The following is a 25,787-nucleotide window of genomic DNA, read 5'->3' on the forward strand; positions in this document are numbered from 1 at the left end:
CTACACGTTGTTGAGAGGTGGGAGACTTCTCGATGAACATGTTAAAAACAGCCGCTATATGTACGCGGCTGTTTTTTCAAAATAGAAAGGGGTTATCACATTGAAACTAGACATTATCGGCGATATTCACGGCTGTTTTGATGAATTTGTCGCCTTAACGAAAAAGCTTGGATATGTTTGGACACAAGAACAAATCCCGATTCATCCTCAAGGAAGAAAACTTGCGTTTGTCGGCGACCTTGCTGACCGAGGACCGCATTCATTAAAAGTCATCGAAACGGTTGTGAAGCTAGTCGACAAAAACCTTGCCTACTATGTTCCAGGAAACCATTGCAACAAACTTTACCGCTTCTTTTTAGGAAGAAACGTCCAAATTGCGCATGGACTTGAAACAACCGTCGCTGAATGGAAAAGTCTCCCTTTGCATGAACAACAACGGATTCGACACCAATTTATGAAGCTATACGAAAACGCTCCTTTATATGCCGTTTTAGATGACGGAAAGCTCGTCATTGCTCATGCTGGCATTCGCGCTGATTACATCGGCAAATACGATAAAAAAGTGAAAACGTTTGTTTTATATGGCGATATTACGGGCGAAACGCACCCTGATGGTTCCCCTGTCCGCCGTGATTGGGCGAAACATTACCGCGGCGAAGCGTGGATTGTTTATGGCCACACTCCTGTTAAAAAGCCGCGAATGCTTCACCGAACCATCAATATTGATACAGGATGCGTGTTTGGCGGACACCTCACCGCTTTCCGCTACCCAGAACTCGAAACCGTCTCCGTACCATCTTCCATGCCATATGTTGAAGAAAAATTTCGCAGCTTTGAGTAATCGACCATGTCACACGATTATTCTTTCAAGTGATACGGCAACGTTGCAACGACAACATCTTTTTTGATTGTTAAAAAGAATCGTAACACAATCGCCGTTTGATTATGCAATAATGCATGCCACCACTTTTTCACAATGAACTGCGGCATTAAAACGGTAATCGGTGACCCTTTTGTTTCTTTTTCCACATCATTAATATAATCTAACAGCGGAGAGAGAATCGTTCGGTATGGCGAATAAATCACTTTTAACTCAATATCCGGATAAAACTTTTCCCATTTCGCCCGTAATTTTTGTTCTTCTTCTTCATGAAAAATAATCGAAATAGCGGTAATGTCATTAGAAATGCTTCTTGCATATTGCACCGACTGAGCAACGACTTTGCTAACTCCGGAAATCGGTATAATCACTTTAGGTTTTACGATTTTTTCGCGCTCTCTCCATTCTTTCTCATCCAGCTTTAACTGTTGACCAAGCTTTTCATAATGATGACGAACTTTATAAAACATGATGACGAGTAACGGAATGGCAACGATGACTAACCAAGCTCCTTGAGTAAATTTCGCCAAGATCGTAATCACAGTGACTAATCCAGTCACGAACGTTCCGGTCATAATCGTTGCTAAAGTCGCTATGTTTTTCTTTTCTTTTTCTTTCCATATCTTTTTGATCATCCCGCTTTGCCCGATTGTAAATGAAAGAAAGACACCAACCGCATATAACGGAATGAGAGAGTGCGTTTCACCTTGAAACACAACAATTAACAAAATCGACAATGCGCTAAGAAGGATGATTCCGTTTGAAAATACGAGCCGGTCGCCCCGCGCTGCCAAACTTCTTGGTAAAAACCGATCGTTTGCAATAATAGAAACAAGCTGCGGGAATCCAGCAAAACTGGTATTAGCCGCTAATATTAAAATCAACATCGTAATCATTTGAAACAGATAAAAGAACACGCTATTTCCAAAGACATGATGACCAATTTGCGAAATTACGGTCTTATGTTCCATTGGTGTCACGCCAAATCCAGCCGCTAAAATCGTAATTCCTAAAAACATCGTTCCTAATAACAACGACATCCAGCCCATGGTAATGGCCGCGTTTTTTGAACTGTCCGGTTTAAACGCCGGAACGCCGTTGCTAATCGCTTCTACTCCCGTCATTGCCGAACATCCAGAAGCAAAAGCTCTTAATAAAATAAACATTCCATAGCCTGACGTAAAGAAATGCTCAGCAGAAGCATGCTCTTTATAGTTAAATCCATGCCATCCTTCATGCCATAACTGCCATCCGCCAACGGCAATCAGCACTAACACGGATATAATAAACAAATAGGTCGGATACGCAAACACCGTCGCTGATTCTGTAATCCCGCGCAAATTTAAAATCATCAGCAACAACACAAGCGCAATCGCGATTTCCACTTTCCAAGGAAGCAAGCTTGGAAAAGCGGAAGTAAGCGCAGCGACCCCTGAACTAATGCTAACAGCAACCGTAAGAATATAATCAATCATCAATGCCGCACCAGCGACTAAACTGGTCGTCGTGCTTAAATGATCTCTCGCTACCACATAAGCGCCACCGCCAGATGGAAAAGCGTAAATAATTTGGCGATAAGATAGCGTCACAATCAATAACAACCCTAAAATCGCCAACGCAATCGGCAATGAATAAAAGAAAACACTCGTTCCGAACAACATGAGCACTAACAAGATCTCTTCCGTTGCATAAGCAACAGACGAAAGCGCATCAGACGAAAACACCGCTAATGCCTTCCACTTTGGCAATTTTTCATGTTTTAACCGTTTCGTTTCCATTGGTGAACCAATTAATAACCGTTTTAAAGAAGCCATCGTTCCTACTCCTTTTTGGAATGTTTGTAAAATCTTCTGTTGAAATTGCATCTTTTCGCATCACTGTTCAAAAAACAAAAAAACCGTTGAGGATGTACTCAACGGTTACCAATAGACAATTCTCATACCTACATCCCTCCCAAAACGCTTACGAGGTTAGCTGTCGGGTTAGGGCCATGAGAGTAGCCCCTCCTTTTTCAAGGACTCACCCCAAGTAACATGACGTTACAAAATTGGTTCCCCCGCTCCATTACGGATTCAGCGATCTCTATGCTATTGAATAAGTTACAGCTGATATCTTACTCTCTTCAATAGCCATTGTAAAGAAGCAGAAGGAAGGGATTGAATGGGGTTTTACTTCATTTTATCGGCTTTTTTCATCAATTTTCATTTCATCTCTTATTTTTCTAAACGTTATCGCCCTTTTCCATCGAATGTAATCGGATACATAACTTTGACGCCCGAACACCTTTTGAACTACTCTCATTAATTTGAAGTGAGAGCTTTCTTACTCACTTAGTTTTGTTAATAATTGCTTCATATCATTAGGCAAATCGCATTGAAATGTCAACGTCGTTTGTAAAAACGGATGGAAAAAAGTTAATTCTCGACTATGCAACGCTTGCCGTGCAATTTTTTCCCGTTTTCCACCGTAAAGATCGTCCCCTACAAGCGGATGACCGAGATAAGAAAGGTGAACGCGAATTTGATGCGTTCGTCCCGTCTCTAATTGCAAAGAAACATAAGTCATATCATCCACATACTTTAATACGCGAAAATGAGTTACCGCACGCTGACCGTCTTCGCGTACCTCTCTTTCAATAATGCTGTCGCCTTTTCTGCCAATTGGCGCATCAATCGTCCCGGCGGTTTGCTTTAAATGCCCATGGCAAATGGCTTCGTACCGCCGTTTAATTTTTCCTTTCTTTTGCTGTTCGGACAAAAGATGATGAACGTGACGATGTTTGGCCACAAGCACCAATCCAGATGTATCTCGATCCAACCGCGTAACGATATGCACCGTCGTAAACAATTGCTGCTTTTCATAATGATACAACAATCCGTTCGCCAATGTGCCATGCGGATGTTCACGCGAAGGAATCGTCGACATACATGGCGGTTTATTAACGACTAACACATAATCATCTTCATATACAAGATCGAGCGGAATGGGTTCCGCTATCATTTCGGCACTCTTTTTTTCCGGCGGAAAATGAACTTCGAGATGCTCTCCTGCCCGAAGAAGATGTCGGACAGTCACCGCTTGTCCGTTTACATAAATGCCTCCGCCTTTAAATTTGATGTCGGTCAGCGCCGTTTTAGAAATGTGTTGCTCTTTCAGAAACTCGCGTACAAGTTTTCCTTCATCCTTTTCTGTTATGTTCCAACTGAGCTGAAACGGTTTCACCATCTCTTCCCTTTCTCATTTAATTGATAAACGATTCGCGCACTCTCTTCCAAAAAGGAAACGGACGAAAGCGAGCAAAACGAATTTTTTCATCCGCAACGCGACATTGAATCGACTTGACATCTTTATGTAATAACGATAAATGGTCAATGGTAATTTGAAAATCAACATTATTGACCGGCTTCAGCATACATGTATGATGAGCTGGCAAAATGAGCGGAGAGCCAATCGTACGAAAAACACGATTATTAATCGATGCCATTTCTGCCACTTGAATCGCTTCAAGCGACGGATGCAAAATCGCTCCGCCTAACGCTTTATTATAGGCTGTGCTTCCAGAAGGGGTTGAAATACATAACCCATCTCCGCGAAACGTTTCAAATAAATCCCCTCGAATTTCAACATCCATCACAAGCGTACCGCTGACGCTTTTCACGGTACATTCGTTCAAGGCTAAATATCTTGCCTCTCTTCCGCCCCCGACATAGCGAATAATCACTTCTAACAGCGGATATTCTACGACTTGATAAGGCGTTTTCGCAATCGCAATCACAAGCTTTTCGATTTCATCCGGCACCCAATCGGCATAAAATCCTAGATGTCCTGTATGAACACCGACAAACGCCGTTTTTTCCAACCGGCTTCGATAGCGGTGAAACGCATATAAAAGCGTACCATCACCGCCAACAGAAATGACAATATCTGGTTGATCCTCATCATATTCCAACTGAAAATCTAACAAATAGGTTCGGATTTTATGCGTTAATTCATTCGAAGTAGGATCCCCTTTGGATGTCACCGCAAACTTCATTGATTTCACCCTCTTCCCCTTTATTCATCTTCTTTCAATTCTTGTTTACGCGAAAAAGCGGCTTGCGCTTCTTGAATTTCAAAGCGAATTTTCGACATTTCTTCATCGAGCAAATAAGCGGCTTCCGCTGCTCTCTGCAATCGAAGTTTAATATCTTCCGGAAAGCGACCGCTATATTTATAATTTAAAGAATGCTCAATCGTTGCCCAAAAATTCATCGCCAATGTTCGAATTTGAATTTCAGCTAAAATTTTCTTTTCACCATAAATCATTTGAACAGGATAACGAATCACAACATGATAGGAACGATAACCGCTTTCTTTTTTTTGGGTAATGTAATCTCGCTCCTCGACAATTTCAAAATCCTTTCGTTGCCGAAGCAGCTCGACAACTGTTTTAATATCATCAACGAATTGACACATCATTCGCAATCCAGCAATATCTTGCATTTTCTCCTCTAATTGATCAAGCGGGATATTTTTCTTTTGCGCCTTATCAAGAATGCTGGCAACCGGTTTCACTCTCCCAGTTACAAACTCAATCGGAGAATGAACTCCTTGCATTTCGAACTGCGCACGCATCCCTTTTAATTTCACTTTTAATTCCTCAACCGCTTGTTTATATGGCGCCAAAAAGAAATCCCAATGTTTGTCCATGAGATCACCTACTACTACTATATAGATTCAAGTTGAGTTTCCGACACATCACATCATGAATAGAAGACCGCTTTTCTGCCATAGGCGGCAAGATGTTTCTTGCCGCCCCGGCATGCTAGAAGCAGAAAAGCTTGTTTATGTCGGAAAATGAAGCTTATCATATATATGTTGAAGTTGAATTTCTCATGTTCCTGTGCAAGAAAAAATCTTGCGCTAACAGCCAAATCCTGACCATCGCATGCACGTGCTCGATTGCGCTTTCGTTTAAAAGCTCCTTCAGTCAGAAAATGAAGCCTGCTCTATACAGAGAACATTTCAGTCACTGCTTTTTCCATTTCATCACCGTAGTTAGCGTTTCCTTTAATATTGTCAATTAAATATGTTAACTCTTCTTTCATTCCTTCTAATTCAATCACAACTTCATTGCTTTTTAGAAAAACAGGAATGTTTGTTAACATCGCCTCTTTTAAATTCGGCCAAACATGCTGCGGCATTACCACATAAACAAATTCATCCCCTACTTCCATGATATATATAAACGACAAATGATCCGAATCAACGAGCATATATCTTTTTGCTTTTGCGTTTTCGAGCGAAAACGAATGCGATTGAACAATCAAATAGATGCCATCCTCTTTTTTCTCAACCGAATCGATGTAAATTTTTTTCTGCATTGAATCCTTCCTCCATTTTCGACCTTCGCTGTAACATATGCTTGCTTTTTTATTTTACCACATTCCCCCTCCTCGTGTTGAACGGTTGCCATTTTGCTTGCTGAACGACATAATAAAAAATAGAAAAAAGTAAAGAGGAGAAAAACGAAATGAATCAAGAAGTCGAAATCGAATTTAAAAATTTATTGACCAAAGAGGAATTTCTCCGATTAAAGGAAGCTCTTCAAATAAATGAAAATGAATTTAACAAACAAGAAAATCACTATTTCGATACGAGTGATTTTCAGCTAAAGCAAAAAGGAAGCGCTCTCCGTCTACGCATCAAAAAAGAAACGTACACGCTCACATTAAAACAGCCGCATGCAGAAGGGCTGTTAGAAACACACGAATTTCTTTCCAAAGAACAAGCACAACGCCTATTGAACGGAGAAACGATTCCATTTGGCAAAATAGCTGAACAATTAACGAATTTAGGGATCGTCCCATCATCTGTTCAGTATTTTGGAACGCTCATAACCAAACGAGCCGAGCGAAGTTATGAAGGCGGGCTGATCGTTCTAGACCATAGCCACTATTTAAATGTTGATGATTACGAAATGGAATATGAAGCAACCAATCGGAGCGAAGGAGAAAAAATTTTTCAATCGTTATTAGAAAAATTCCAAATTCCGAAGCGCGAAACAAAAAATAAAATCGAGCGTTTTTATTTGAAAAAATACGAAGTTGAGGGATGAACGATGAACATTCAGCAAATTAAACTATGGATGGAATTACAAGCATTGCAAAACCTCGGCAGAAAAGAAAATGAAAGCAATTCAATCATGTTTTCAACATTATTAAACGACTTGTTGAGCACAACGGTTTCAGATCGCTTGAATGAAACAATGCCAAGCCATGCTGCTGAAATAAGTTCAAATCATTCGCCAATGCAACCTGAAGAAAAAGCCGCGACCTTGCATTCTGATCCATCTTTAAAACAAACGAATACAGGCGACTCACTTGACGAATTGATCGCTCGTGCAGCTGAAAAATACGATATCGATCCAAAATTAATTAAAGCGGTCATCCGTCACGAATCGAATTTCAATCCAAATGCCACAAGCCGCGCCGGTGCGGCGGGACTGATGCAACTAATGCCAAGCACCGCTAAAATGCTTGGCGTCCAAAACATCTATGACCCTGCCGAAAATATTGAGGGCGGGACAAAATACTTGCGCCAAATGTTAGATCGCTATAACGGAAACATTGCTTTAGCATTGGCAGCTTATAACGCTGGACCTGGAAATGTAGACAAATATGGCGGCATTCCGCCGTTTAAAGAAACAATGACCTATGTTCGCAAAATTTTACAGACGTATTATGCATAGTCAATATGCCCTACCGCGTTGAGTCACTTTGTTTGAGATTATTGTCTTCCGTTGTTACAATAAGGTTACCACATCATTCTTATTTAAAGGGGTCAACAATATGGCTGAGCAGTTTCAATCACCATACGAAGCAATCGGTGGAGAAAAAGTGATTTCAATGCTAGTGGATGAGTTTTACAAACGCGTGGCTAACCATCCTGATCTTGCACCCATTTTCCCGAAAGATTTAACGGAAACGGCGAGAAAGCAAAAACAATTTTTAACGCAATATTTGGGAGGGCCACCTCTCTATACAGCTGAACATGGCCATCCAATGTTACGCGCTCGCCATTTGCCTTTTGCCATTACGCCGACACGTGCCAAAGCGTGGCTTGCCTGTATGAGCGAAGCGATGGATGCCGTCGGCTTACAAGGTCCCATTCGCGACGAATTTTATCAACGCCTCGTCTTAACAGCCCATCATATGATCAACACTCCAGAAGACGAAATAGAGAAAGGAGTATTTCAGTGAGCGAGAAGGTAGCTGGGAAAAAACAGACGGCTCCGTTTTTCTCCCAGCATTGCAGCCACGAAAAAAAACCGCTTGAAATTTACATGTTTATCGATCCGCTCTGTCCCGAATGCTGGGCGCTTGAACCTGTCATGAAAAAATTATGGATTGAGTACGGGCACGTTTTCACGTTAAAACATGTTTTGAGCGGACAAATCGCCAGATTAAACATCACGAAAAAACAAAGATTCGAGAGCCTTGCAGAAATATGGGAAAAAACAGCAAGCCGTTCTGGCATGTCGTGCGATGGAACGCTATGGTTTGAAAATCCGATCTCTACTCCGTATGCCGCTTCGCTCGCAGTGAAAGCTGCAGAACTGCAAGGCCGGAAAGCAAGCATTCGTTTTTTACGCAAATTACAAGAAGTTCTCTTCCTTGAAAAACAGAACATATCCGATCCAAACGTACTTATTGAATGCGCCAAACATGTTCAACTGGATGTGGACGAATTTGTGAACGATTTATATTCCGCTAGTGCAGCCAAAGCATTGCAATGCGATTTAAAAATTACAGTGGAAATGGATGTTCAAGAAATTCCAACGCTCGTATTTTTCAATGAAAATATTGAAGAAGAAGGCATTAAAATTTCTGGTTGTTACCCGTACGATGTTTATGTTGATTTAATCCATGAAATGTTAAATTTTCATCCTCAGCCATCGCCTCCACCTCCACTTGAAGAATTTTTACGTCACTTTAATTTTGTTGCCACGGCAGAAATTGCGACGGTGTACGACTTACCTCTAAACGAAGCGGAACGGGAAATGAAAAAATTAATGCTAAAAAGAAAGGTAGAAAAAATTCCTGTGAAATACGGAACGTTTTGGCGATACATTGGATGAGCATAAAAGAAAAGGACTTGGCCGAAGCCAAGTCCTTTTCTTTGTCGTAAAGACAACAAAGGGGATGGGAGAAATTTTTCACGGTCAAACAAAGGGGTATAAGTTTGTTTGCTTGTGATTCACTTCACGTTTATATACTAACAAACCTAAGATTGTCTTGGCAAGTACTTTATGTGATCGTTCACATATTTGTCATAATTACGACATACACATAGCAAAAAGGAGGGAATATCGCTTGCAAAAAGGAATTTCTTTTCTTTACATATTGCTCATTTTCATCGCTGTCTTTCTTCACTTCTTGGCGCTTATGGATCTTTTTCCGCTTCTCATCTCTTCTCCTTTGTTGTTTTTTCTTATTTTTATCTTTTTCTATCGATTAAACGCTCGCCATCGTTTTCGCGGATTTCGCTAAAAAAGAGCGGGGATGCCCCCGCTTTTTTTATGCAAGCAATGCTTCTAACTCATTTAATTTTTGCTCAAATACGCGGCACGCTTCTTCAATCGGAGCAGCAGACGTCATATCGACTCCTGCTTTTTTCAACACCTCGATTGGATAGTCCGAGCTTCCCGCTTTTAAAAACTCAATGTAGCGCTCTACCGCTGGTGTTCCTTCTTCTAAAATTTGCTTGCTTAACGCTGTTGCCGCGCTAAATCCTGTTGCGTATTGGTATACATAGTAGTTGTAATAAAAATGCGGAATGCGCGCCCACTCTAAGCCGATTTCTTCATCAATCACAATTCCGTCGCCGAAATATTTTTTATTTAAATCGTAATAAAGGCTTGTGAGCAATTGCGCTGTCAACGCCTCTCCTTGTTGCGCTTTTTGATGAATCATATGCTCAAACTCCGCAAACATCGTCTGGCGGAAAACCGTTCCACGAAACGTTTCTAAATAATGATTCAATAAGTATAACCGCTTTTTCTCATCATCGATTGTCTTTAACAAATAGTCATTCAAAAGCGCTTCATTGCACGTAGAAGCAACCTCAGCGACAAAAATCGAATAATGACCGTACGGATACGGCTGGTATTTGCGCGTGTAATAACTATGAACAGAATGGCCGAATTCATGCGCTAATGTGAATAAGTTATTGACATTATCTTGCCAATTCATGAGGATGTACGGATTGGTTCCGTAAGATCCTGAAGAATAGGCTCCGCTTCGCTTTCCTCTTGTTTCATGAACATCAACCCAGCGATTTTCCAATCCTTCGCGAACGATGTTGACGTATTCTTCCCCAAGTGGCGCTAACCCTTTTAATAAAAGGTCTTTCGCTTCTTCATACGTGATTTTCATCTTTACTTCTTTCACAAGCGGCGTGTATAAATCGTACATATGAAGTTCATCGACACCGAGCACTTTTTTGCGTAAGTCGACGTATCGATGTAAAAGATGCAGATGTTTATGAATGGTTTCTATCAGATTGTCGTAGACGCTTTCCGGAATTTGATTTTTGCTTAATGCCGCTTCACGAGCGGATTGATAATTGCGAACGCGCGCAAAAAAGTTATTCTTTTTCACCGCACCGCTCAATGTGCTGGCGAATGTATTTTCATATTTTCGGTATGTATCGTATACCGCTTTAAACGCATCGCGGCGAACGCGGCGGTCTTCGCTTTCAAGAAAACGAATATAGCGCCCATGGGTTACTTCCACTTCTTCGCCGTTTTCATCCACAATCGTTGGGAAACGCAAATCAGCATTGTTCAGCATGCTGAATGTATTGCTTGATGCATTCATCACATCCGCCGCTTGCGCAAGCAACGCCTCCTCTTTTTCCGACAATACATGCGGACGTTGACGATTAATTTCGTCTAATTCATGCTCATATAACTTCAATTCCTCTTTTTCGTTTAAAAATTGATTTAACGTTTCTTCGTCAATCGATAAAATTTCCGGAACGATAAAGGACATCGCATTCGCTGCTTCAGCGTAAAGACCTTCTGCCCGCGTATTCAATCCTTGATAAAACGCATTTGTCGTATCTTGATCATAGCGCATATGCGCATACGCATACAATTTTCCGAGACGCATCGATACTTCATCGCGATATTGCAACGCTTCATAAAGCAATGAAGCAGATTGCCCAAGCTTCCCTTTATACTCCGAAAATTTCGGAAGCATTTGTTTAATTTCCGCAAACTCCTTTTCCCATTCTTCATCGGTTGCGAAAATATCTTCTAATCGCCACGTATATTCAACCGGAATTTCTTCGCGTTTCGGCAACGTTTTTGCCATCAACATCACTCCTCTTTTATCAAAAACTTTTACTTATATATTATTCTCTACTTTTAAGAAAATCCTCTTTTTGATCAAAAGTCAACATTTGTATGATTTGTTCATCCAACCAAATCGCTTCTTCCATCGTGTTTGGAATTCGCACAGCCCGAATGCGTTGAAATGTTGTTTTTCCGACTCTTTTTAACAATCGTACACGAACGAGCAAACATAAATAATCCATCAACGCATATGAATAATGACTATTCATCACAAGCGGCAACGTTCGTATTTGAATCATCTTTCGTCTAATGAATCGTTTCATTTCTTCATATATTTCATGAAAAGAAAATGTGGCATAAAGCGGCCGTTTCATGATTTCAAGCAATAGATACGTTTGCCAAATAAATGCGGGCGTTTCAAACCAATAAAGATGCGCAACTGGAAGCCCTGCTTCAACTGGAAAGAGCGCTGGAGAAAGATGCGCGGCATAAACGTAGGCGTAAAATTTTTCGTTTGTTCCATTGCGATAAAGCGGATAAGAAAGGCGCCATTGTCCCTTTTTTCTTTTCCATTCAGTCCAGAACGATGAAGGAAAGGAAATGCGAGGCGAACAGAGAAAATCATCAAACGAACACGATGATAAAGGAGAAATATGCAGGGTAGCGTATGTGAGCGAAGAAGAAAACGGAATGAAGTGAGTTAATTGAAGAAAATGTTTAGTCATTGGACAATAAAAGCGAAGGAGCGGGATTTGCATGGATCCGTCAACAAACAACCAATGAAAAGTGGATAATTTGACACCATGCGTACTGACGCGGCGAAAATGGTTTGAACCAAGAATCCAAATCGGGATCATCCCTTCTTTTCGGTATGCGTTCGTTCGTTTTTGAAATAATGCTGTGGGAATGGGAGAACATTGATATTCAAGCGCATATAAATGATTCGAAGTACAAACGAGTAAATCGGGGCGTTGTTGAATTTGCGGTAAATATGGTTCGAGATGCACATCAACATCTTGTCGCTTCAGCCACGTATACAAATGTTCCTTCCCGAGCAAATGTTCAAGCGATTCTCGTTCCGTTTGCACAACGCACATTTTTTTATGAGCGAAATGCGGAGAGCGCTTATTTCCTAATTTCAGTTGAACCCGTTCACCACAAACAGGGCAAAAAAAGCGTTCGCTTTTTCGCAGTTGCCGCAACTGATCCATCGTCCAGCCGTCTAACAATGAACATCGCTCCCCGTTTTCACGAAGGGCAACAAACACATGATCACATCCTTTCTTTTTTGGATTTATTCGCTTTTTATAAAAAACCTCCTTCTGCAATCATGTAAATTTCTCTTTCCGGATATGATAATACAAATAGGAGAATGACCAAATTTTTTGAATTGGGCTTTTTTTATTTCCCTTCTTGCGCATTTTATCATACAATAGAAGTACAAGATTCTAAATAACGCCTTTGTCAAAAAGCGAGAACGCTCGGGGATAAAATCCCTTCATTTATTATTCGATTTGGAAGGGAGAGATGAAGTTGGAAATCGAACGCATCAATGATCATACATTAAAACTTTATATATCGTATGGAGATATCGAAGAGCGCGGATTTGACCGCGAAGAAATTTGGTACAATCGCGAGAGAAGCGAAGAATTGTTTTGGGAAATGATGGATGAAATTCATGGTGAGACAGACTTCTACTTAGAAGGCCCGCTTTGGATCCAAGTGCAGGCGCTCGAAAAAGGGCTGGAGGTCCTTGTGACAAAAGCCCAGTTTTCTAAAGATGGAAGTAAATTGGAACTGCCAATTCTCGATGAAAAATTTAAAGAATTTCCTGTCGATGAAAAAATTGAACAAATGTTAGATCAACATTTCCATATTACACAAACAAATGAAATCAACGACAATCCGCTTCAATTTGTCATTCGCTTTAAAAATCTCGAAGATCTTATTTCTCTCGCTCATCGTCGCGACTTTTCAAACTTAAATAATCGGTTGTTTGCTTTTGAGAATCAGTACTACTTATTCGTTGAATTTACAGAGGAAGATACCGATTACGATATCGATAATTTGCTGAGCGTGCTATTAGAGTACGGATTGGATTCGCAAATGACCATTTATCGCCTCGAAGAATACGGAAAAGAAATTATTGCTTCGAATGCTTTAGCGACGCTTGCCAAGCATTTTCCAATACAATAAAACCGATTTCAAAATAAGTTGAAATCGGTTTTTTTTGGCTAGGGTTAGGTGAAGATCATTGCGAAACGCACTGAAAGTTGTCATTTTTTTACTATCCCTTGTTTTTTTACTCGTTTTCACGAAAGATTATTGGGAAGGATGGCTTCTCGGATCTCTCAGTTTATTGATAACATTATCCGTCATTTTTATTTCGTTTGTGATCTTCCTTGAAAATCGCCATCCAACCAAAACGTTGACATGGCTTGTTGTACTTGGAAGCTTCCCTCTTCTCGGTTTTATTTTTTATTTACTATTCGGTCAAAACTATCGAAAAAAGCGGCTATTTCGCAAAAAGGCGATGCTGGATGAACAAACGTTTATGAAAATTGAAGGAAATCGCAGCCGCAACCAAACGAAAAACGTTCAAATCAAAGACCACCAGCGTCCTTTAATGCAACTGGCACAACGATTAACGAAAAGTCCTGTATCGTTTGCAACCGAAACAAAAGTATTAACCAATGGGGAAGAAACGTTTTCAGCTATTTTTGCTGAACTAAAAAAAGCAACGCATCATATTCACTTGGAATATTACATCGTTCGCCATGACGAAGTCGGACAACAACTGAAAAATATTCTGATCGAAAAAGCAAAAAAAGGGGTTCATGTTCGTTTTTTATATGATGCCGTTGGAAGTTGGAAATTATCGAAGCAGTATATTGAAGAGCTTCGAGCAGCTGGGGTCGAAATGGTGCCGTTTTCTCCTGTGCGCTTGCCGTTTTTAAATAATAAAATTAATTTCCGCAACCACCGAAAAATTGTTGTCATTGATGGAGAAATTGGCTTTGTAGGCGGATTGAATATCGGTGATGAATATTTAGGAAAAAACGAATATTTTGGCTTTTGGCGCGACACGCATTTATGGATTCGCGGTGAAGCCGTGCGAACGTTACAACTGATTTTTTTGCAAGATTGGTATTACATGACAGGCCAAACATTGTTAACGCTCAATTATTTATCTCCTCCGCTCATGGAAGATTGCGGAAACGGCGGAGTTCAGCTTGTAGCCGGCGGTCCTGATACCCAATGGGAAGTCATTAAACACTTATTTTTTGCGATGATTACATCTGCACAAAAATCGATTTGGATCGCTTCTCCTTATTTCATTCCTGACGAAGACATTTTAACAGCTTTAAAAGTAGCTGCCTTAAGCGGATTGGACGTTCGCTTGCTCGTCCCGAAACGTCCGGATAAAAAGATTGTCTTTTACGCTTCTCGTTCCTACTTTCCAGAGTTATTAGAAGCCGGGGTCAGCATTTACGAATATGAAAAAGGATTTATGCATAGCAAAATCATCGTTGTCGATGGCGAGCTTGCTTCCATCGGCACAGCAAACATGGATATGCGTAGCTTTCATTTAAATTTCGAAGTGAATGCGTTTTTATATCAAACAGCTAGCGTCCAAACGCTTGTCCATGATTTTATTCAAGATATCCATGATTCTAGCAAAATTGATTATGAAGTATTTAAAAAGCGACCTCTTTGGATTCGAATCATCGAGTCGACATCAAGATTGTTATCCCCTTTACTTTGAACCATTCCCCTTTACACTGATACGATCGTTTTCGTTCGAGAGATGGACCGAAAAGCTTATGTCGGAAGCTTAATTATGATAAAGCAAAAAGGCTTAGCCCTTAAGCTAAGCCTTTTTCGTTCACTAAACGTTGCGCTTGGCGAAGCTGATATGTGCGCACTTTCCGCGGCAAAAAGCGGCGAATTTCATCTTCATTATATCCAACTTGCAGACGTTTCTCGTCCATGATAATTGGTCGTCTTAATATGCCTGGATTTTGCCGGATGATCTCGTACAAATCTTGCAACGGCATGGAATCCAATTGAATATTTAATTTCTGGAAAATTTTCGAACGAGTCGAAATAATTTCGTCTGTGCCGTTTTCGGTCATGCGCAAAATTTCCTTAATTTCTTCAACCGTCAACGGTTCCGCAAAAATATTTCTTTCTTTATAAGGAATTCCATGCTCCTCGAGCCAAGCTTTTGCCTTCCGACAAGATGTGCAGCTTGGAGACGTATATAAAATAACCATCCATTCATCACTCCCTTGTAAATGGGTTCATCTTGTATGAAAACGCACATGCTGTATTAGAACACATCTTATGTTAAAATTAATTTAAAAAAGCTCACATTGTAAATTATACAACAAAAAAGTTTAGAAAGATACAATTTTTTTATCATTTCAACCAGCCATTTATATATACGAAAAAGGATTTGAATAAGTTTCAATAAAAGCGCGTATGTGAAGGATTGCTTATAGGCAAAAATTTCTCTAAAATGGAAGTATATATGATAAGCTTAATTTTCCGACATGAACAAGCTTTTCTGCCACTTCCCCGAACGAAAACGCCATCAGACATGCCATGCGTTTTACGTTCGGGATCGGCATGCTTCTAGCATGCCGGGCGGCAAGAAAAATCTTGCCGCCCATGGCAGAAAAGCGCCTTCTATTCATGATGAGATATGTCGGAAACTCAACTTAAATCTTATAGATGATTGACAACAAAGGGGGAGAACGATGGTCCAATTTTTTATCGACTTTACGCTTGTAGCGATTTTAGTCATTGGCATCACTGCCTTAATGGGCGTCATTGTAAACGGCATTGGCGAAAATTTGTTTGGAGGTTCTAAAAAGAAAGAACATACGCTCCAAACCGCGCATACACAAACAGGTTGGAAACTCGTCGGAGGCAAAAAAATCTCGAGATAAAAACTCGAGATTTTTTTAAAATTAAAATAGTCAAATTAATCAAAATATTGTATAATAATTCCCATCAATTTATAAAAAAAAGATCTCTCAAAACGAGAGATCAACCATACATAGCTTTATATTTTTCATACTCTGCCTCAGAGCAGTAAACAAAGTGACCTGGAGTGATTTCGCGCATGCGTAATTCTTCTCCATCTTTGTAGTTGTGCTGAGACGGATCGTAAATGATTCGGCGACGCGTCCGTTCTGTTTCCGGGTCTGGATGTGGAATAGCTGAAAGAAGCGATTTTGTATACGGATGAATCGGATTGCGATACAGCTCTTCCGCATCTGCTAATTCAACCAATTTTCCAAAATACATCACACCGATACGGTCGCTAATATATTTCACCATCGAAAGATCGTGGGCAATAAACAAATAGGTCAATCCTTTTTCACGTTGCAATTTTTTCATCAAGTTAACCACTTGCGCTTGAATGGATACGTCTAATGCCGAAATCGGCTCATCGGCAATGATGAATTCTGGTTCTACCGCAAGTGCACGAGCAATACCGATACGCTGGCGTTGCCCACCGGAAAATTCATGCGGATAACGGTTCGCATGTTCGCGGTTCAATCCGACCGTCTCAAGCAATTCGTACACGCGATTCATGCGTTCTTCTTTTGTTTTCGCCAATCCGTGAATATCGATTCCTTCCGCGATAATATCGGCAACGGTCATGCGCGGGTTGAGCGATGCATACGGATCTTGGAAAATCATTTGCATTTTTCGCTTCAATTCTTTCGTTTCTTTCGCTGATTTTTTCGCATGAACGTTCACGCCGTTAAACAACACTTCGCCAGCTGTCGCTTGATATAAACCGATAATCGTCCGTCCAGTCGTTGATTTACCGCAACCAGATTCACCAACAAGACCGAGCGTTTCGCCTTTGTAAATATCGAATGTCACATCGTCAACTGCTTTGACGACTTGTCCTTTGCCAACTTTAAAGTATTGCTTCAAGTTTTTAACTTCCACTAATTTTTGTTTTTGTTCCATTATTACTCACTCTCCTTTACAAGGATCGGTTTTTCATAATTGGAGGAGAGTTTGCGCAAACGTTTTTTCACCGCTTCTGGCGGCTCCACTTTTGGTGCATCTGGATGAAGCAACCATGTCGCAGCATAATGCGTGTCAGATATTTTAAACATCGGCGGTTCTTGTTCGAAATCGATTCGCATCGCATATGGATTGCGCGGTGCAAACGCATCCCCTTTTGGCGGATTTGTTAAATCTGGCGGTGAACCAGGAATCGCTGCCAACTCTTTCTTATCATCGCTATCTAAGCTTGGCATGGACGCAAGCAAGCCCCATGTATACGGATGGCGCGGGTCGTAGAAAATTTCATCCACTGTTCCCATTTCTACAATTTTCCCGGCGTACATCACAGCGACGCGATCCGCCATGTTGGCCACAACGCCTAAATCGTGCGTAATAAAAATGATGGATGTACCCAATTTTTTCTGTAAATCTTTCATCAACTCTAAAATTTGCGCTTGAATCGTTACATCTAATGCCGTCGTCGGTTCATCAGCAATGAGCAGCTTTGGATTCGATGCTAAAGCGATCGCGATCATCGCCCGTTGTCTCATTCCGCCGCTAAATTCATGCGGATATTGATTCACGCGTTTTTCAGGCATTGAAATTCCGACGAGACGCAATAATTCAATTGCGCGCTCTTTTGCAGCCGCATGAGACATTTTTTGATGTTTGATGAGAACTTCCATAATCTGACGTCCGACTTTCATCGTCGGGTTTAATGAAGTCATCGGATCTTGGAAAATCATTCCGATATCTCGCCCGCGAATTTCTTCCATTTCTTTATCCGTTTTTTGAACGAGATCTTCGCCATTAAATAAAATTTGTCCGTTTTTAATTTTGCCTGGCGGCGTAGGAATCAAACGCATAATCGCTTGAGACGTCACGCTTTTTCCAGAACCAGACTCCCCCACAATCGCCAGCGTTTCCCCTTTATTGACGTGGAAGCTCACCCCGCGAACCGCATGCACCTCCCCGCCATACGTTTGGAACGATACTTCTAAATTTTTCACTTCAAGCAACTTTTCCATGTCCTCACCCCTTACTTACGCAGTCTTGGATCTAATGCATCGCGCAAACCATCTCCAACGACGTTAAACGCAAAAATCGTTAAGCAGATCATCGTCGCCGGGAAGAATAGACGCCAAGGATAATATTGCAGCGCTTGTACGCCGTCAGATGCCATTGTCCCCCAACTTGCGAGCGGTTGTGGAACCCCTAAACCTAAATAGCTCAAAAACGCTTCTGTAAAGATTGCAGATGGAACGGTTAACGTCATCGTAACAAGGATTGGACCCATCGTGTTTGGAATCAAATGTTTGAACATAATGCGCGCCGTGCTCGCTCCTAATGTTTGCGCTGCTAACACGTATTCTTGGTTTTTTAACTGAAGGACTTGTCCACGAACGATACGCGCCATGTTAATCCATCCGGTAATGGTCATTGCTAAAATCATCGTGCCTAAACCTTGCTCTAAAACAACCATTAACAAAATAACTAAAAGCAAATAAGGGATCGCCCACAAAATATCGGCAATGCGCATCATCACTTCGTCTGTTCTACCGCCGCGAAATCCGGCAAAACCTCCCCACAATACGCCGATAAACAAGTCGATCAGTGCTGCGGCAACACCGATAAATAATGAAATACGCGCCCCGTACCATGTACGTGCAAAAATATCGCGTCCTAGCTCATCTGTACCAAACCAATGTTCAGCAGACGGCGGTTGGTTCGTATTCATTAGATCGTTTGTACGATAATCGTACGGAGTCATCATCGGACCGAAAATAGCCATAAAGATCAGAATGATAAGCAAAACGAGGCCGAACATCGCCAACTTATTTTTACGAAAACGGATGGAAACATCTTTCCAAAACGAAAGACTAGGCTTCGAAATTTTTTCCGCTTCACTTAAATCAACCGATGCAGGCTGAAACATTTCTTTCGGAATTTGCTGCATAGTTACTCTCCTTTCTTCCCACCGGCTAATTTAATACGAGGATCAATCAATCCGTAAGCGATATCGACTAACAACATCGCGGATAACAAGATGATGCCGTAAAAGACCGTAACCCCCATAATCGTCGTATAGTCACGGTTGGAAATACTTAAAACGAAATGGCTTCCTAAACCTGGAATACCAAAAATTTTCTCAATGACGAAACTGCCTGTTAAAATTTGTGCAGACAATGGACCTAAGTAAGAAACAACAGGCAATAACGCATTTCGAATCGTATGGCGAACGGTAATTTGGAATTTCGATAAACCTTTCGCTTTCGCCGTGCGAATATAATCGTTGCTTAATACTTCAAGCATGCTTGAACGGGTAAGACGTGCGATAAATGCCATCGGCGTCGTTGCCAATGCCAATGCTGGCAAAACCGAATGCATAAACGATTCCCAACGAGCAACTGGAAATAACCCAAGCTTAATTGCTAGTACATACTGTAAAAATGATGCCATAATAAAGCTCGGTACGGAAATTCCCATGACCGCAAAAACCATCGCACCGTAATCTTGCCATTTGTTATGGTTCAGCGCGGCAATAATTCCTAGTAAAATACCAAGTCCAACAGCAATAAATAAAGCTTCCATTCCTAAGAAGAAAGAAACAGGAAAGCCATTATTAATTAAGTCATTCACCGTTTGGCCTTTATACTTAAAGGACGGACCAAAATCCCATTGGGCAATGGAAATTAAATAATCAAAATATTGTTCATACCAAGGGCGATCGAGTCCATAAAATTCATTTAAATTTTTCTCAATTTCCGGCGGAAGCTGTTTCTCACCAGAGAAAGGTCCTCCCGGCGCCGCTCTCATTAAAAAGAACGTAGCTGTAATGATTAAAAAGAGCGATAACAACATATAGAGCAAGCGTCTGCCTATATATTTGAGCACGTTGGCCACCTCCATTTTTTACAAATTCACCTGTATCGTGAAATGAAGGTATACGGGAATTTTCCCATATACCTTCATCGTTTGCCATCTTATTCAAAATATGCCCACTTAAATAGAACATCGCCAAGACCTGACACTTCTACACCTTTTAAGTTTTCTTTTTGCACCCAAGTGTTTGTGTAGAAGTAGATTGGTGCGATTGGAAGCTCATCCATTAAAATCGCTTCTGCTTCTTTTAACATTTGTTTACGTTTTTCTGGATCTGCTTCTTTTTGAGAGTCAATAAGCAATTGTTTAAATTTTGGATGCTCCCAGTTTGTATCGTTGTTACCGCCTTCTTTGTCGCGATACAACTCTAAGAAGTTAATTGGATCGTTAAAGTCGCCTAACCAGCCCATACGGCCGATTTGATAGTCGCCAGAGTGTAACTTGTCAATATAAACGTTCCATTCAGCGTTTTCAAGTTTCACTTCGATGCCTAAATTTTTCTTCCACATATCTTGGATGGCTTGAGCAATTTTCGCATGTGCTTCATTTGTGTTAAACGATAGTGTAAGTGGCGGTAAATCTTTCACATCTTTTAAGCCAAGCTCTTCAAGACCTTTTTTCAAATGCTCTTTTGCTTTTTCAACATCGTTATCTTTGAAGTATCCTTTTTCGTTTTCAGGGAACATGGTTGGCGGCACAGCGGCCATCGCTGGAATTTGTTCACCTTTTGTAATGTTTTCGACAATCGCTTTACGGTCGATTGCGTATGTGAGTGCTTTACGAATGTTGACGTTGTTCAACGGCGGCTTTTCCGTATTAAACTTGTACCAGTACGTACCCGCAATTGGTTGTACGTGTAACTTTCCTTCCTCTTTTAACTTCGGCAGCGCATCTGTTGGTAAATATCCTGTTGGTGAACCTGCCCAGTCTAACTCGCCGTTGTTGAACATAGAAAGTTCTGTGTTCGGATCGTTAACCATGAACATTTCAATTTTTGTTAATTTTACATTGTCAGCATCCCAGTAGTTTTCGTTCTTTTCAAGAACGATTTTGTTGTTATGCTCCCAAGATACCATTTTGAACGGTCCGTTTGACGTATAGTCTGGACCAGCATTTTTGTACCAATCTGGGTTTTTCTGAGCGATTTTGCTGTTTACCGGAAAGTACGTATAGAATGCTGTTAACTCTAAGAAGTAAGGTGTTGGGTTTTCAAGCGTAACTTGCAATGTTTTGTCGTCAAGCGCTTTAACGCCGACATCTTCCGCTTTTGCTTTTCCTTCGTTAAACGCTTGACCGTTTTTAATATAGTAAAGCTGATAAGCATACTGAGCTTGGTTTTTCGGATCAAGCGCCCATTTCCACGCATACTCGAAGTCGTGCGCTGTCACAGGATCGCCGTTTGTCCATTTTGCATCGCGCAATTTGAATGTGTATGTTGTTAAGTCATCTGAAACTTCGTAGCTTTCCGCCATCGCAGGTTCAGGTTTACCGTCTTTAATGACTGTTAGTCCTTCAAATGTTTGGCGTAATACAGCACCAGAAGTTGAGTCGTTCGCTAAGCCCGGATGCAGAGAGAACGGCTCTGTGTTAATGTTTACACGTAATTCTTGCGGAACATCCGCTTTTTTGTCTTCTCCTGCTTGATCGCCAGCGGTTTCTTCCTTTTTGTTAAATCCACCGCACGCTGCGAGGAAAAGACTTAACACTAACATAAGGCTAAATAAAAGTGACAGTCTTTTCTTCAATGGTTTTCCCCCCTAAATGTTTATTATTTTAACAAACAGCATTTCAACAAACCGAACATTTACCTTCCAACCGCTCCAATTTGCAGAAATAAGTCTTTTTACTAAATAGTCTGACTTTTCTGTTTAATAAATATTTAAATATTTCTGAAAAATATCTAAAGATGGCAACTCTTTATGTAAAGAATGTAAAGAGTTTTGCCTGCTTCTCTACAAATTGTGAGCGATTGTTAAGTAAATGTTAAAAATTTGTTAAAATATCTGTTTGTTAAGCTTATTATAAATAGTTTAAAAATTTATTGCAAGAAAACTTTGAAGATTATTTTTTTGAATATACTATGTTAATAAACTAATATTGTCTACGCTTGAAGATTTTATTTCATTTTTCAACAGATGACAAGAACAAATTTTTAAATTTATCAAATTTGCTTCATTAAACAGTTTTTTGTGAATAATTCGACATCATGACAACACATTGGGAGAAGCGGGAAAAATGCCGTTTATTCATTGCAAAAACAAGCAAACTAATTGTATAATAACATGTAACATTCAGTATAAAATTATGATGCAATGAGAAAGAATAGTACATATAACGATGCGTTCAGAGAACTTGTGGACGGTGCGAACAAGTCGCTAGTTATATGGAATGGGCTTTCGAGCATTCAAGCTGAAATAGCAGTAGGCTTGGACGTTTCGTCTTGCGTTACAAAGACGCCATGTGCTGCTGACACATGGACCAAAGTGATTGTACATTGTACAATAACTAGGGTGGCAACGCGGTCCAAACCGTCCCTAACAACGACGGAATGGGCTTTTTTTATTTTTAAAAAAGCAAAGGAGTGAAAGCATGAAAACGATTTTCTCTGGCATTCAACCAAGCGGTGTGATTACGCTTGGCAACTACATCGGAGCGATGAAGCAATTCGTTGAGTTGCAGCATGATTACAACTGCTATTTTTGCATCGTCGATCAACATGCGATTACCGTGCCGCAAGATCGCTTGCAATTGCGTAAAAATATTCGCAGTTTAGCTGCGCTTTACTTAGCGGTCGGCATCGATCCAAACAAATCAACGTTATTTATCCAATCAGAAGTACCAGCGCATGCGCAAGCAGGATGGATTTTACAATGCATCGCTTACATCGGGGAATTGGAGCGAATGACACAATTTAAAGATAAGTCTGCAGGAAAAGAAGCGGTCAGCGCAGGATTGCTCACGTATCCGCCTCTCATGGCTGCCGATATTTTGTTATACAGCACGGATATTGTCCCAGTCGGCGAAGACCAAAAGCAGCATATTGAACTGACTCGCGATTTAGCCGAACGCTTTAATAAACGATACGGAGAAATTTTCACCATTCCGGAAGCGCGCATTCCAAAAATCGGAGCACGCATCATGTCATTAACCGATCCAACGAAAAAAATGAGCAAATCCGATCCAAATCCAAAATCATTTATTACGTTGCTCGACGATGCCAAAACGATCGAAAAGAAAATTAAAAGCGCCGTTACCGATTCAGACGGAATCATTAAGTATGATAAAGAAAACAAACCGGGCATCTCGAATTTATTAGCCATTTATTCTATCTTATCGAACCAATCCATTGAACAATTAGAACAACAATATGCGGGCAAAGGGTATGGAGAATTTAAAGCCGATTTAGCAGAAGTCGTTATTTCTACTCTTACTCCGATTCAAGAAAAGTATTACGAGTTAATTGAAAGCGAGAAGCTCGATGATATTTTAGATGAAGGAGCAGAAAAAGCGAATAAGGTAGCAAGCAAAATGTTGAAGAAAATGGAAAACGCCATTGGACTTGGAAGAAAAAGAAGACGTTAAAAAAGCAAGCCAAATTTTGGCTTGCTTAATTTACTTTCGGCTCTTGTTCCATTTCCCATAACTTTTCGAAAAACGGTTGCCCTTTAATCAAGTTTTCGCACAGTTGCATATGCCGTTCCGTCCACCCGTATTTCGTTTCTTCATATAAATTTCTCCATACTTCCTCAAATGACATTTTTTGAATATCCACATATTTTTCCGGCGCCCATTCCGTATACCAGTAGCGAACTTCTGCGACATTTTTCGTTGCGTACAGCTGATCGAGCGCCATAAATAAAAGTTGCTTCAGTTGCCGCTCTTTCCGCGTTAACCCGTTCATTAGTTGCGGAGCTGGTGATAAAATATGGTGGTGCTTTGTTTCTAATGGATGGAATGAATACGTGCGCTCTTCTTGATCAGCCGCCATTTCATACACTAACTGTTCTTGCCTTGGAATGAGCCTGCTTTTGCGGATCGGAATATGATAACCGATCGTATCGATGGCGATAATTCCCGCCCCATCTGTTGCAACAAAGCAATAGTCCAGTTGGATTCTTTCATGATTTTTCCGCACAAATGCTTTTTGATATACTTCATCGAGCAGCGTTTTTGGAATTTCCGACAAACTATTTTCTAAGTAATCGAGCAAACGAGACGATACTTTAATTAATGGAACTTGATCTAAAAGTTCAACGGCATCATCTTTTCTCCATTCATGAAAATGGCAGACGTTATATCCATTTTCTTCCCCTTCAAACCAATTGACCCACACGTCATGAAGATATAACATACGATACCCCTCACTTCGGTACTATTTGTCCATCAGTATAGGCAGAGAAAAGATATTTTATTCCATTTCCTCCTAATTTCATCCATCATCGTGAAATGGAAAATAAATGCTTAACCATGCAACCAAAAGACCGATCGGAAGCAGGTAACATTCAATCCGAGTACTAACAAACAATACATATTCTTTCCAATCTGTTCGTTCTGTTACTAAATTTAAATAAGCAATCGATGTCACTCCGCCGACCACAGCCATGCCGAATCCAAGCAAATAAAAAAATAAGCGCATCATTTTTCATCCCCCTTGTCCATTATTAACAATATATTGATTGAACTGAAAACGATGACAAAAAAGGCTATCTTCCCTTTACTTCGGGAGATAGCCTTTTCATCGATTTGATTTTGGATTAAACGCATCTTTTAATCCTTCTCCAACAAAGTTAATCGATAAAATGGTGAACGTGATTGCTAAGCATGGCGGAACCCAAATCCAAGGTTTGTTTTGTAAGACATCTGAATTTCGGGCCTCCGATAACATATTGCCCCAACTTGGGGTATCCGCTGGAACACCGAACCCAATAAAGCTCAGTGAAGATTCAACGACAATCATAACCGCCATTAATAAAGAGGCTTGAACAATAATAGTGGAAGCAACGTTGGGCAAAAGGTGCTTCGCAATCACTTTAAAAGGTGAACAGCCAACCGAAATAGCTGCTAAAATGTATTCGTTTTCTTTTTCGGCTAAAATTTTACTGCGAACGATTCGTGCCGTTCCGCCCCATGACAATAAACTAATAACCATAATTAAAGTCCATACCCCTGAAACTTTCCCAATTAAAATGGTGTTTAAAACCACAACAAATACAGTAAACGGAAAAGTAAGCACAAAATCCGTTAATCTCATAAGAAATTGATCGATCTTCCCGCCAACATACCCCGCAATCGCTCCTATGATTGTGCCAATCAATGTGACACAAAGCGTGCTCGCTAAGCCAATAAGCAGCGAAACTCGTCCACCATAAAGCGTTCGAGCAAATACATCTCTTCCGTTGCTATCAGTTCCAAACCAATGTTCCGAAGATGGCGGAAGATTAATATTTAAAAAATCAACGCGAGCAATGTCCACGTTTAAAATATAAGGAGCTAATATGGATAACAAACTGAGCAGCATAAGGAAACTCAAGCTAACCATCGCCAGCTTATTGCGAATAAACTTTTTTCGTGCCAGCGCCCAAGGGGAATGATTGGACTGAGAAGCGATCTTTCGTTCCGCATCGTTTTTATTCGTTACGACTTCCATCG

27 protein-coding genes, 1 riboswitch and 1 other annotated feature are annotated in these 25,787 nt (G+C 40.6%); of the genes, 10 read left to right on the forward strand and 17 right to left on the reverse strand.

The window, feature by feature from the left end:
* The first annotated feature begins 100 nt into the window (after nucleotides 1-100).
* A complete protein-coding gene (prpE, locus tag EDD69_RS04400; protein WP_132947759.1) occupies nucleotides 101-841 on the forward strand; it encodes a bis(5'-nucleosyl)-tetraphosphatase PrpE in 741 nt (246 codons plus the stop codon).
* 17 nt (nucleotides 842-858) lie between these two features.
* On the opposite strand, the gene EDD69_RS04405 is transcribed toward prpE, so the two are convergent.
* The 5 genes from EDD69_RS04405 to EDD69_RS04425 all read right to left on the reverse strand — a co-directional run bounded on the left by EDD69_RS04405 (nucleotide 859) and on the right by EDD69_RS04425 (nucleotide 6,243).
* On the reverse strand, nucleotides 859-2,694 hold the full coding sequence (locus EDD69_RS04405) for an APC family permease (RefSeq protein ID WP_132947760.1): 1,836 nt from the start codon (nucleotides 2,692-2,694) through the stop codon (nucleotides 859-861).
* 130 nt (nucleotides 2,695-2,824) lie between these two features.
* Nucleotides 2,825-2,968, reverse strand: a riboswitch (cyclic di-AMP (ydaO/yuaA leader).
* A gap of 234 nt (nucleotides 2,969-3,202) precedes the next feature.
* Nucleotides 3,203-4,105, reverse strand: coding sequence for an RluA family pseudouridine synthase (locus EDD69_RS04410; protein ID WP_132947761.1), 903 nt, complete (start codon nucleotides 4,103-4,105; stop codon nucleotides 3,203-3,205).
* 16 nt (nucleotides 4,106-4,121) lie between these two features.
* Complete coding sequence (locus EDD69_RS04415) at nucleotides 4,122-4,913, reverse strand: NAD kinase (protein ID WP_132947964.1); 792 nt, start codon at nucleotides 4,911-4,913, stop codon at nucleotides 4,122-4,124.
* Nucleotides 4,914-4,933: 20 nt separating this feature from the next.
* Nucleotides 4,934-5,569, reverse strand: coding sequence for a GTP diphosphokinase (yjbM, locus tag EDD69_RS04420; protein ID WP_132947762.1), 636 nt, complete (start codon nucleotides 5,567-5,569; stop codon nucleotides 4,934-4,936).
* A gap of 299 nt (nucleotides 5,570-5,868) precedes the next feature.
* Complete coding sequence (locus EDD69_RS04425) at nucleotides 5,869-6,243, reverse strand: UPF0738 family protein (RefSeq protein ID WP_132947763.1); 375 nt, start codon at nucleotides 6,241-6,243, stop codon at nucleotides 5,869-5,871.
* Nucleotides 6,244-6,392: 149 nt separating this feature from the next.
* On the opposite strand from EDD69_RS04425, the gene EDD69_RS04430 reads away from it, so the two are divergent.
* The 5 genes from EDD69_RS04430 to EDD69_RS15240 all read left to right on the forward strand — a co-directional run bounded on the left by EDD69_RS04430 (nucleotide 6,393) and on the right by EDD69_RS15240 (nucleotide 9,411).
* Nucleotides 6,393-6,977: a CYTH domain-containing protein gene (locus tag EDD69_RS04430; RefSeq protein WP_132947764.1), complete on the forward strand. Its 585-nt coding sequence runs from the start codon at nucleotides 6,393-6,395 to the stop codon at nucleotides 6,975-6,977.
* 3 nt (nucleotides 6,978-6,980) lie between these two features.
* A complete protein-coding gene (locus EDD69_RS04435) occupies nucleotides 6,981-7,610 on the forward strand; it encodes a lytic transglycosylase domain-containing protein (protein WP_132947765.1) in 630 nt (209 codons plus the stop codon).
* Between the two features lie 100 nt (nucleotides 7,611-7,710).
* Nucleotides 7,711-8,121 (forward strand): globin domain-containing protein, encoded by a 411-nt coding sequence (locus EDD69_RS04440; RefSeq protein ID WP_132947766.1) that lies wholly within the window; start codon nucleotides 7,711-7,713, stop codon nucleotides 8,119-8,121.
* Nucleotides 8,118-8,999: a ClpXP adapter SpxH family protein gene (locus EDD69_RS04445; RefSeq protein WP_132947767.1), complete on the forward strand. Its 882-nt coding sequence runs from the start codon at nucleotides 8,118-8,120 to the stop codon at nucleotides 8,997-8,999. Before EDD69_RS04440 ends, EDD69_RS04445 begins: the two co-directional genes overlap by 4 nt.
* Before the next feature lie 235 nt (nucleotides 9,000-9,234).
* Nucleotides 9,235-9,411: a hypothetical protein gene (locus EDD69_RS15240; protein WP_165871723.1), complete on the forward strand. Its 177-nt coding sequence runs from the start codon at nucleotides 9,235-9,237 to the stop codon at nucleotides 9,409-9,411.
* A gap of 27 nt (nucleotides 9,412-9,438) precedes the next feature.
* Here EDD69_RS15240 and pepF read toward each other — a convergent pair whose 3' ends face one another.
* On the reverse strand, nucleotides 9,439-11,238 hold the full coding sequence (gene pepF / locus EDD69_RS04450) for an oligoendopeptidase F (protein ID WP_132947768.1): 1,800 nt from the start codon (nucleotides 11,236-11,238) through the stop codon (nucleotides 9,439-9,441).
* Between the two features lie 40 nt (nucleotides 11,239-11,278).
* Nucleotides 11,279-12,487 carry a competence protein CoiA gene (locus EDD69_RS04455; protein ID WP_132947769.1) on the reverse strand — a complete coding sequence of 403 codons (1,209 nt, stop codon included), beginning with the start codon at nucleotides 12,485-12,487 and terminating at the stop codon, nucleotides 11,279-11,281.
* 265 nt (nucleotides 12,488-12,752) lie between these two features.
* Between EDD69_RS04455 and mecA the strand changes: the two genes are divergently transcribed.
* Complete coding sequence (mecA, locus tag EDD69_RS04460) at nucleotides 12,753-13,415, forward strand: adaptor protein MecA (RefSeq protein ID WP_132947770.1); 663 nt, start codon at nucleotides 12,753-12,755, stop codon at nucleotides 13,413-13,415.
* A 58-nt stretch (nucleotides 13,416-13,473) separates the two neighbouring features.
* Entirely contained in the window at nucleotides 13,474-14,985 is a 1,512-nt protein-coding gene (gene cls / locus EDD69_RS04465) for a cardiolipin synthase (protein ID WP_132947771.1), read from the forward strand.
* Nucleotides 14,986-15,085: 100 nt separating this feature from the next.
* Here cls and spxA read toward each other — a convergent pair whose 3' ends face one another.
* Both spxA and EDD69_RS15245 read right to left on the reverse strand, forming a co-directional pair.
* Entirely contained in the window at nucleotides 15,086-15,496 is a 411-nt protein-coding gene (gene spxA, locus EDD69_RS04470; RefSeq protein ID WP_132947772.1) for a transcriptional regulator SpxA, read from the reverse strand.
* A 240-nt stretch (nucleotides 15,497-15,736) separates the two neighbouring features.
* A complete protein-coding gene (locus tag EDD69_RS15245; protein ID WP_165871727.1) occupies nucleotides 15,737-15,895 on the reverse strand; it encodes a hypothetical protein in 159 nt (52 codons plus the stop codon).
* An 87-nt stretch (nucleotides 15,896-15,982) separates the two neighbouring features.
* Here EDD69_RS15245 and EDD69_RS04475 point away from each other — a divergent pair, with 87 nt between their 5' ends.
* Entirely contained in the window at nucleotides 15,983-16,174 is a 192-nt protein-coding gene (locus EDD69_RS04475; RefSeq protein WP_132947773.1) for a hypothetical protein, read from the forward strand.
* Nucleotides 16,175-16,274: 100 nt separating this feature from the next.
* On the opposite strand, the gene EDD69_RS04480 is transcribed toward EDD69_RS04475, so the two are convergent.
* The 5 genes from EDD69_RS04480 to EDD69_RS04500 form a co-directional block, all read right to left on the reverse strand.
* Nucleotides 16,275-17,213 carry an ABC transporter ATP-binding protein gene (locus tag EDD69_RS04480; protein ID WP_132947774.1) on the reverse strand — a complete coding sequence of 313 codons (939 nt, stop codon included), beginning with the start codon at nucleotides 17,211-17,213 and terminating at the stop codon, nucleotides 16,275-16,277.
* A gap of 2 nt (nucleotides 17,214-17,215) precedes the next feature.
* The gene (locus EDD69_RS04485; RefSeq protein ID WP_132947775.1) at nucleotides 17,216-18,283 is read right to left on the reverse strand and encodes an ABC transporter ATP-binding protein; all 1,068 of its coding nucleotides are present in this window, start codon (nucleotides 18,281-18,283) and stop codon (nucleotides 17,216-17,218) included.
* An 11-nt stretch (nucleotides 18,284-18,294) separates the two neighbouring features.
* Nucleotides 18,295-19,212: an ABC transporter permease gene (locus EDD69_RS04490; RefSeq protein ID WP_132947776.1), complete on the reverse strand. Its 918-nt coding sequence runs from the start codon at nucleotides 19,210-19,212 to the stop codon at nucleotides 18,295-18,297.
* A 2-nt stretch (nucleotides 19,213-19,214) separates the two neighbouring features.
* A complete protein-coding gene (locus tag EDD69_RS04495; RefSeq protein ID WP_132947777.1) occupies nucleotides 19,215-20,150 on the reverse strand; it encodes an ABC transporter permease in 936 nt (311 codons plus the stop codon).
* Nucleotides 20,151-20,239: 89 nt separating this feature from the next.
* A complete protein-coding gene (locus EDD69_RS04500; protein ID WP_132947778.1) occupies nucleotides 20,240-21,883 on the reverse strand; it encodes a peptide ABC transporter substrate-binding protein in 1,644 nt (547 codons plus the stop codon).
* A gap of 558 nt (nucleotides 21,884-22,441) precedes the next feature.
* Nucleotides 22,442-22,677, forward strand: a binding site (T-box leader).
* Nucleotides 22,678-22,727: 50 nt separating this feature from the next.
* On the opposite strand from EDD69_RS04500, the gene trpS reads away from it, so the two are divergent.
* Nucleotides 22,728-23,720, forward strand: a complete 993-nt coding sequence (gene trpS, locus EDD69_RS04505) for a tryptophan--tRNA ligase (protein WP_132947779.1) — start codon at nucleotides 22,728-22,730, stop codon at nucleotides 23,718-23,720.
* Nucleotides 23,721-23,745: 25 nt separating this feature from the next.
* On the opposite strand, the gene EDD69_RS04510 is transcribed toward trpS, so the two are convergent.
* From EDD69_RS04510 to opp4C, 3 genes are all read right to left on the reverse strand, one after another.
* Nucleotides 23,746-24,489, reverse strand: a complete 744-nt coding sequence (locus EDD69_RS04510; protein ID WP_132947780.1) for a YjbA family protein — start codon at nucleotides 24,487-24,489, stop codon at nucleotides 23,746-23,748.
* A gap of 78 nt (nucleotides 24,490-24,567) precedes the next feature.
* On the reverse strand, nucleotides 24,568-24,774 hold the full coding sequence (locus tag EDD69_RS04515) for a YuzI family membrane protein (RefSeq protein WP_132947965.1): 207 nt from the start codon (nucleotides 24,772-24,774) through the stop codon (nucleotides 24,568-24,570).
* A gap of 99 nt (nucleotides 24,775-24,873) precedes the next feature.
* Nucleotides 24,874-25,785: an oligopeptide ABC transporter permease gene (opp4C, locus tag EDD69_RS04520; protein ID WP_132947781.1), complete on the reverse strand. Its 912-nt coding sequence runs from the start codon at nucleotides 25,783-25,785 to the stop codon at nucleotides 24,874-24,876.
* Nucleotides 25,786-25,787: the final 2 nt, after the last annotated feature.

Origin of the sequence: Thermolongibacillus altinsuensis (assembly GCF_004341205.1) — a bacterium.
GTDB lineage: Bacteria > Bacillota > Bacilli > Bacillales > Anoxybacillaceae > Thermolongibacillus > Thermolongibacillus altinsuensis.

Coding starts and splice junctions, on each gene's coding strand:
- EDD69_RS04485 (WP_132947775.1), bottom strand. CDS start 18,283: ATGGAAAAGTTGCTTGAAGTGAAAAATTTAGAAGTATCGTTCCAAACG.
- EDD69_RS04415 (WP_132947964.1), bottom strand. CDS start 4,913: ATGAAGTTTGCGGTGACATCCAAAGGGGATCCTACTTCGAATGAATTA.
- trpS (WP_132947779.1), top strand. CDS start 22,728: ATGAAAACGATTTTCTCTGGCATTCAACCAAGCGGTGTGATTACGCTT.
- EDD69_RS04405 (WP_132947760.1), bottom strand. CDS start 2,694: ATGGCTTCTTTAAAACGGTTATTAATTGGTTCACCAATGGAAACGAAA.
- opp4C (WP_132947781.1), bottom strand. CDS start 25,785: ATGGAAGTCGTAACGAATAAAAACGATGCGGAACGAAAGATCGCTTCT.
- EDD69_RS04475 (WP_132947773.1), top strand. CDS start 15,983: ATGGTCCAATTTTTTATCGACTTTACGCTTGTAGCGATTTTAGTCATT.
- EDD69_RS04490 (WP_132947776.1), bottom strand. CDS start 19,212: ATGCAGCAAATTCCGAAAGAAATGTTTCAGCCTGCATCGGTTGATTTA.
- pepF (WP_132947768.1), bottom strand. CDS start 11,238: ATGGCAAAAACGTTGCCGAAACGCGAAGAAATTCCGGTTGAATATACG.
- EDD69_RS04480 (WP_132947774.1), bottom strand. CDS start 17,213: ATGGAACAAAAACAAAAATTAGTGGAAGTTAAAAACTTGAAGCAATAC.
- EDD69_RS04430 (WP_132947764.1), top strand. CDS start 6,393: ATGAATCAAGAAGTCGAAATCGAATTTAAAAATTTATTGACCAAAGAG.
- EDD69_RS04410 (WP_132947761.1), bottom strand. CDS start 4,105: ATGGTGAAACCGTTTCAGCTCAGTTGGAACATAACAGAAAAGGATGAA.
- EDD69_RS04435 (WP_132947765.1), top strand. CDS start 6,981: ATGAACATTCAGCAAATTAAACTATGGATGGAATTACAAGCATTGCAA.
- EDD69_RS04440 (WP_132947766.1), top strand. CDS start 7,711: ATGGCTGAGCAGTTTCAATCACCATACGAAGCAATCGGTGGAGAAAAA.
- spxA (WP_132947772.1), bottom strand. CDS start 15,496: ATGGTTATTTTATATACGTCTCCAAGCTGCACATCTTGTCGGAAGGCA.
- EDD69_RS04510 (WP_132947780.1), bottom strand. CDS start 24,489: ATGTTATATCTTCATGACGTGTGGGTCAATTGGTTTGAAGGGGAAGAA.
- yjbM (WP_132947762.1), bottom strand. CDS start 5,569: ATGGACAAACATTGGGATTTCTTTTTGGCGCCATATAAACAAGCGGTT.
- EDD69_RS04515 (WP_132947965.1), bottom strand. CDS start 24,774: ATGCGCTTATTTTTTTATTTGCTTGGATTCGGCATGGCTGTGGTCGGC.
- EDD69_RS15245 (WP_165871727.1), bottom strand. CDS start 15,895: ATGGGCGGCAAGATTTTTCTTGCCGCCCGGCATGCTAGAAGCATGCCG.
- EDD69_RS04425 (WP_132947763.1), bottom strand. CDS start 6,243: ATGCAGAAAAAAATTTACATCGATTCGGTTGAGAAAAAAGAGGATGGC.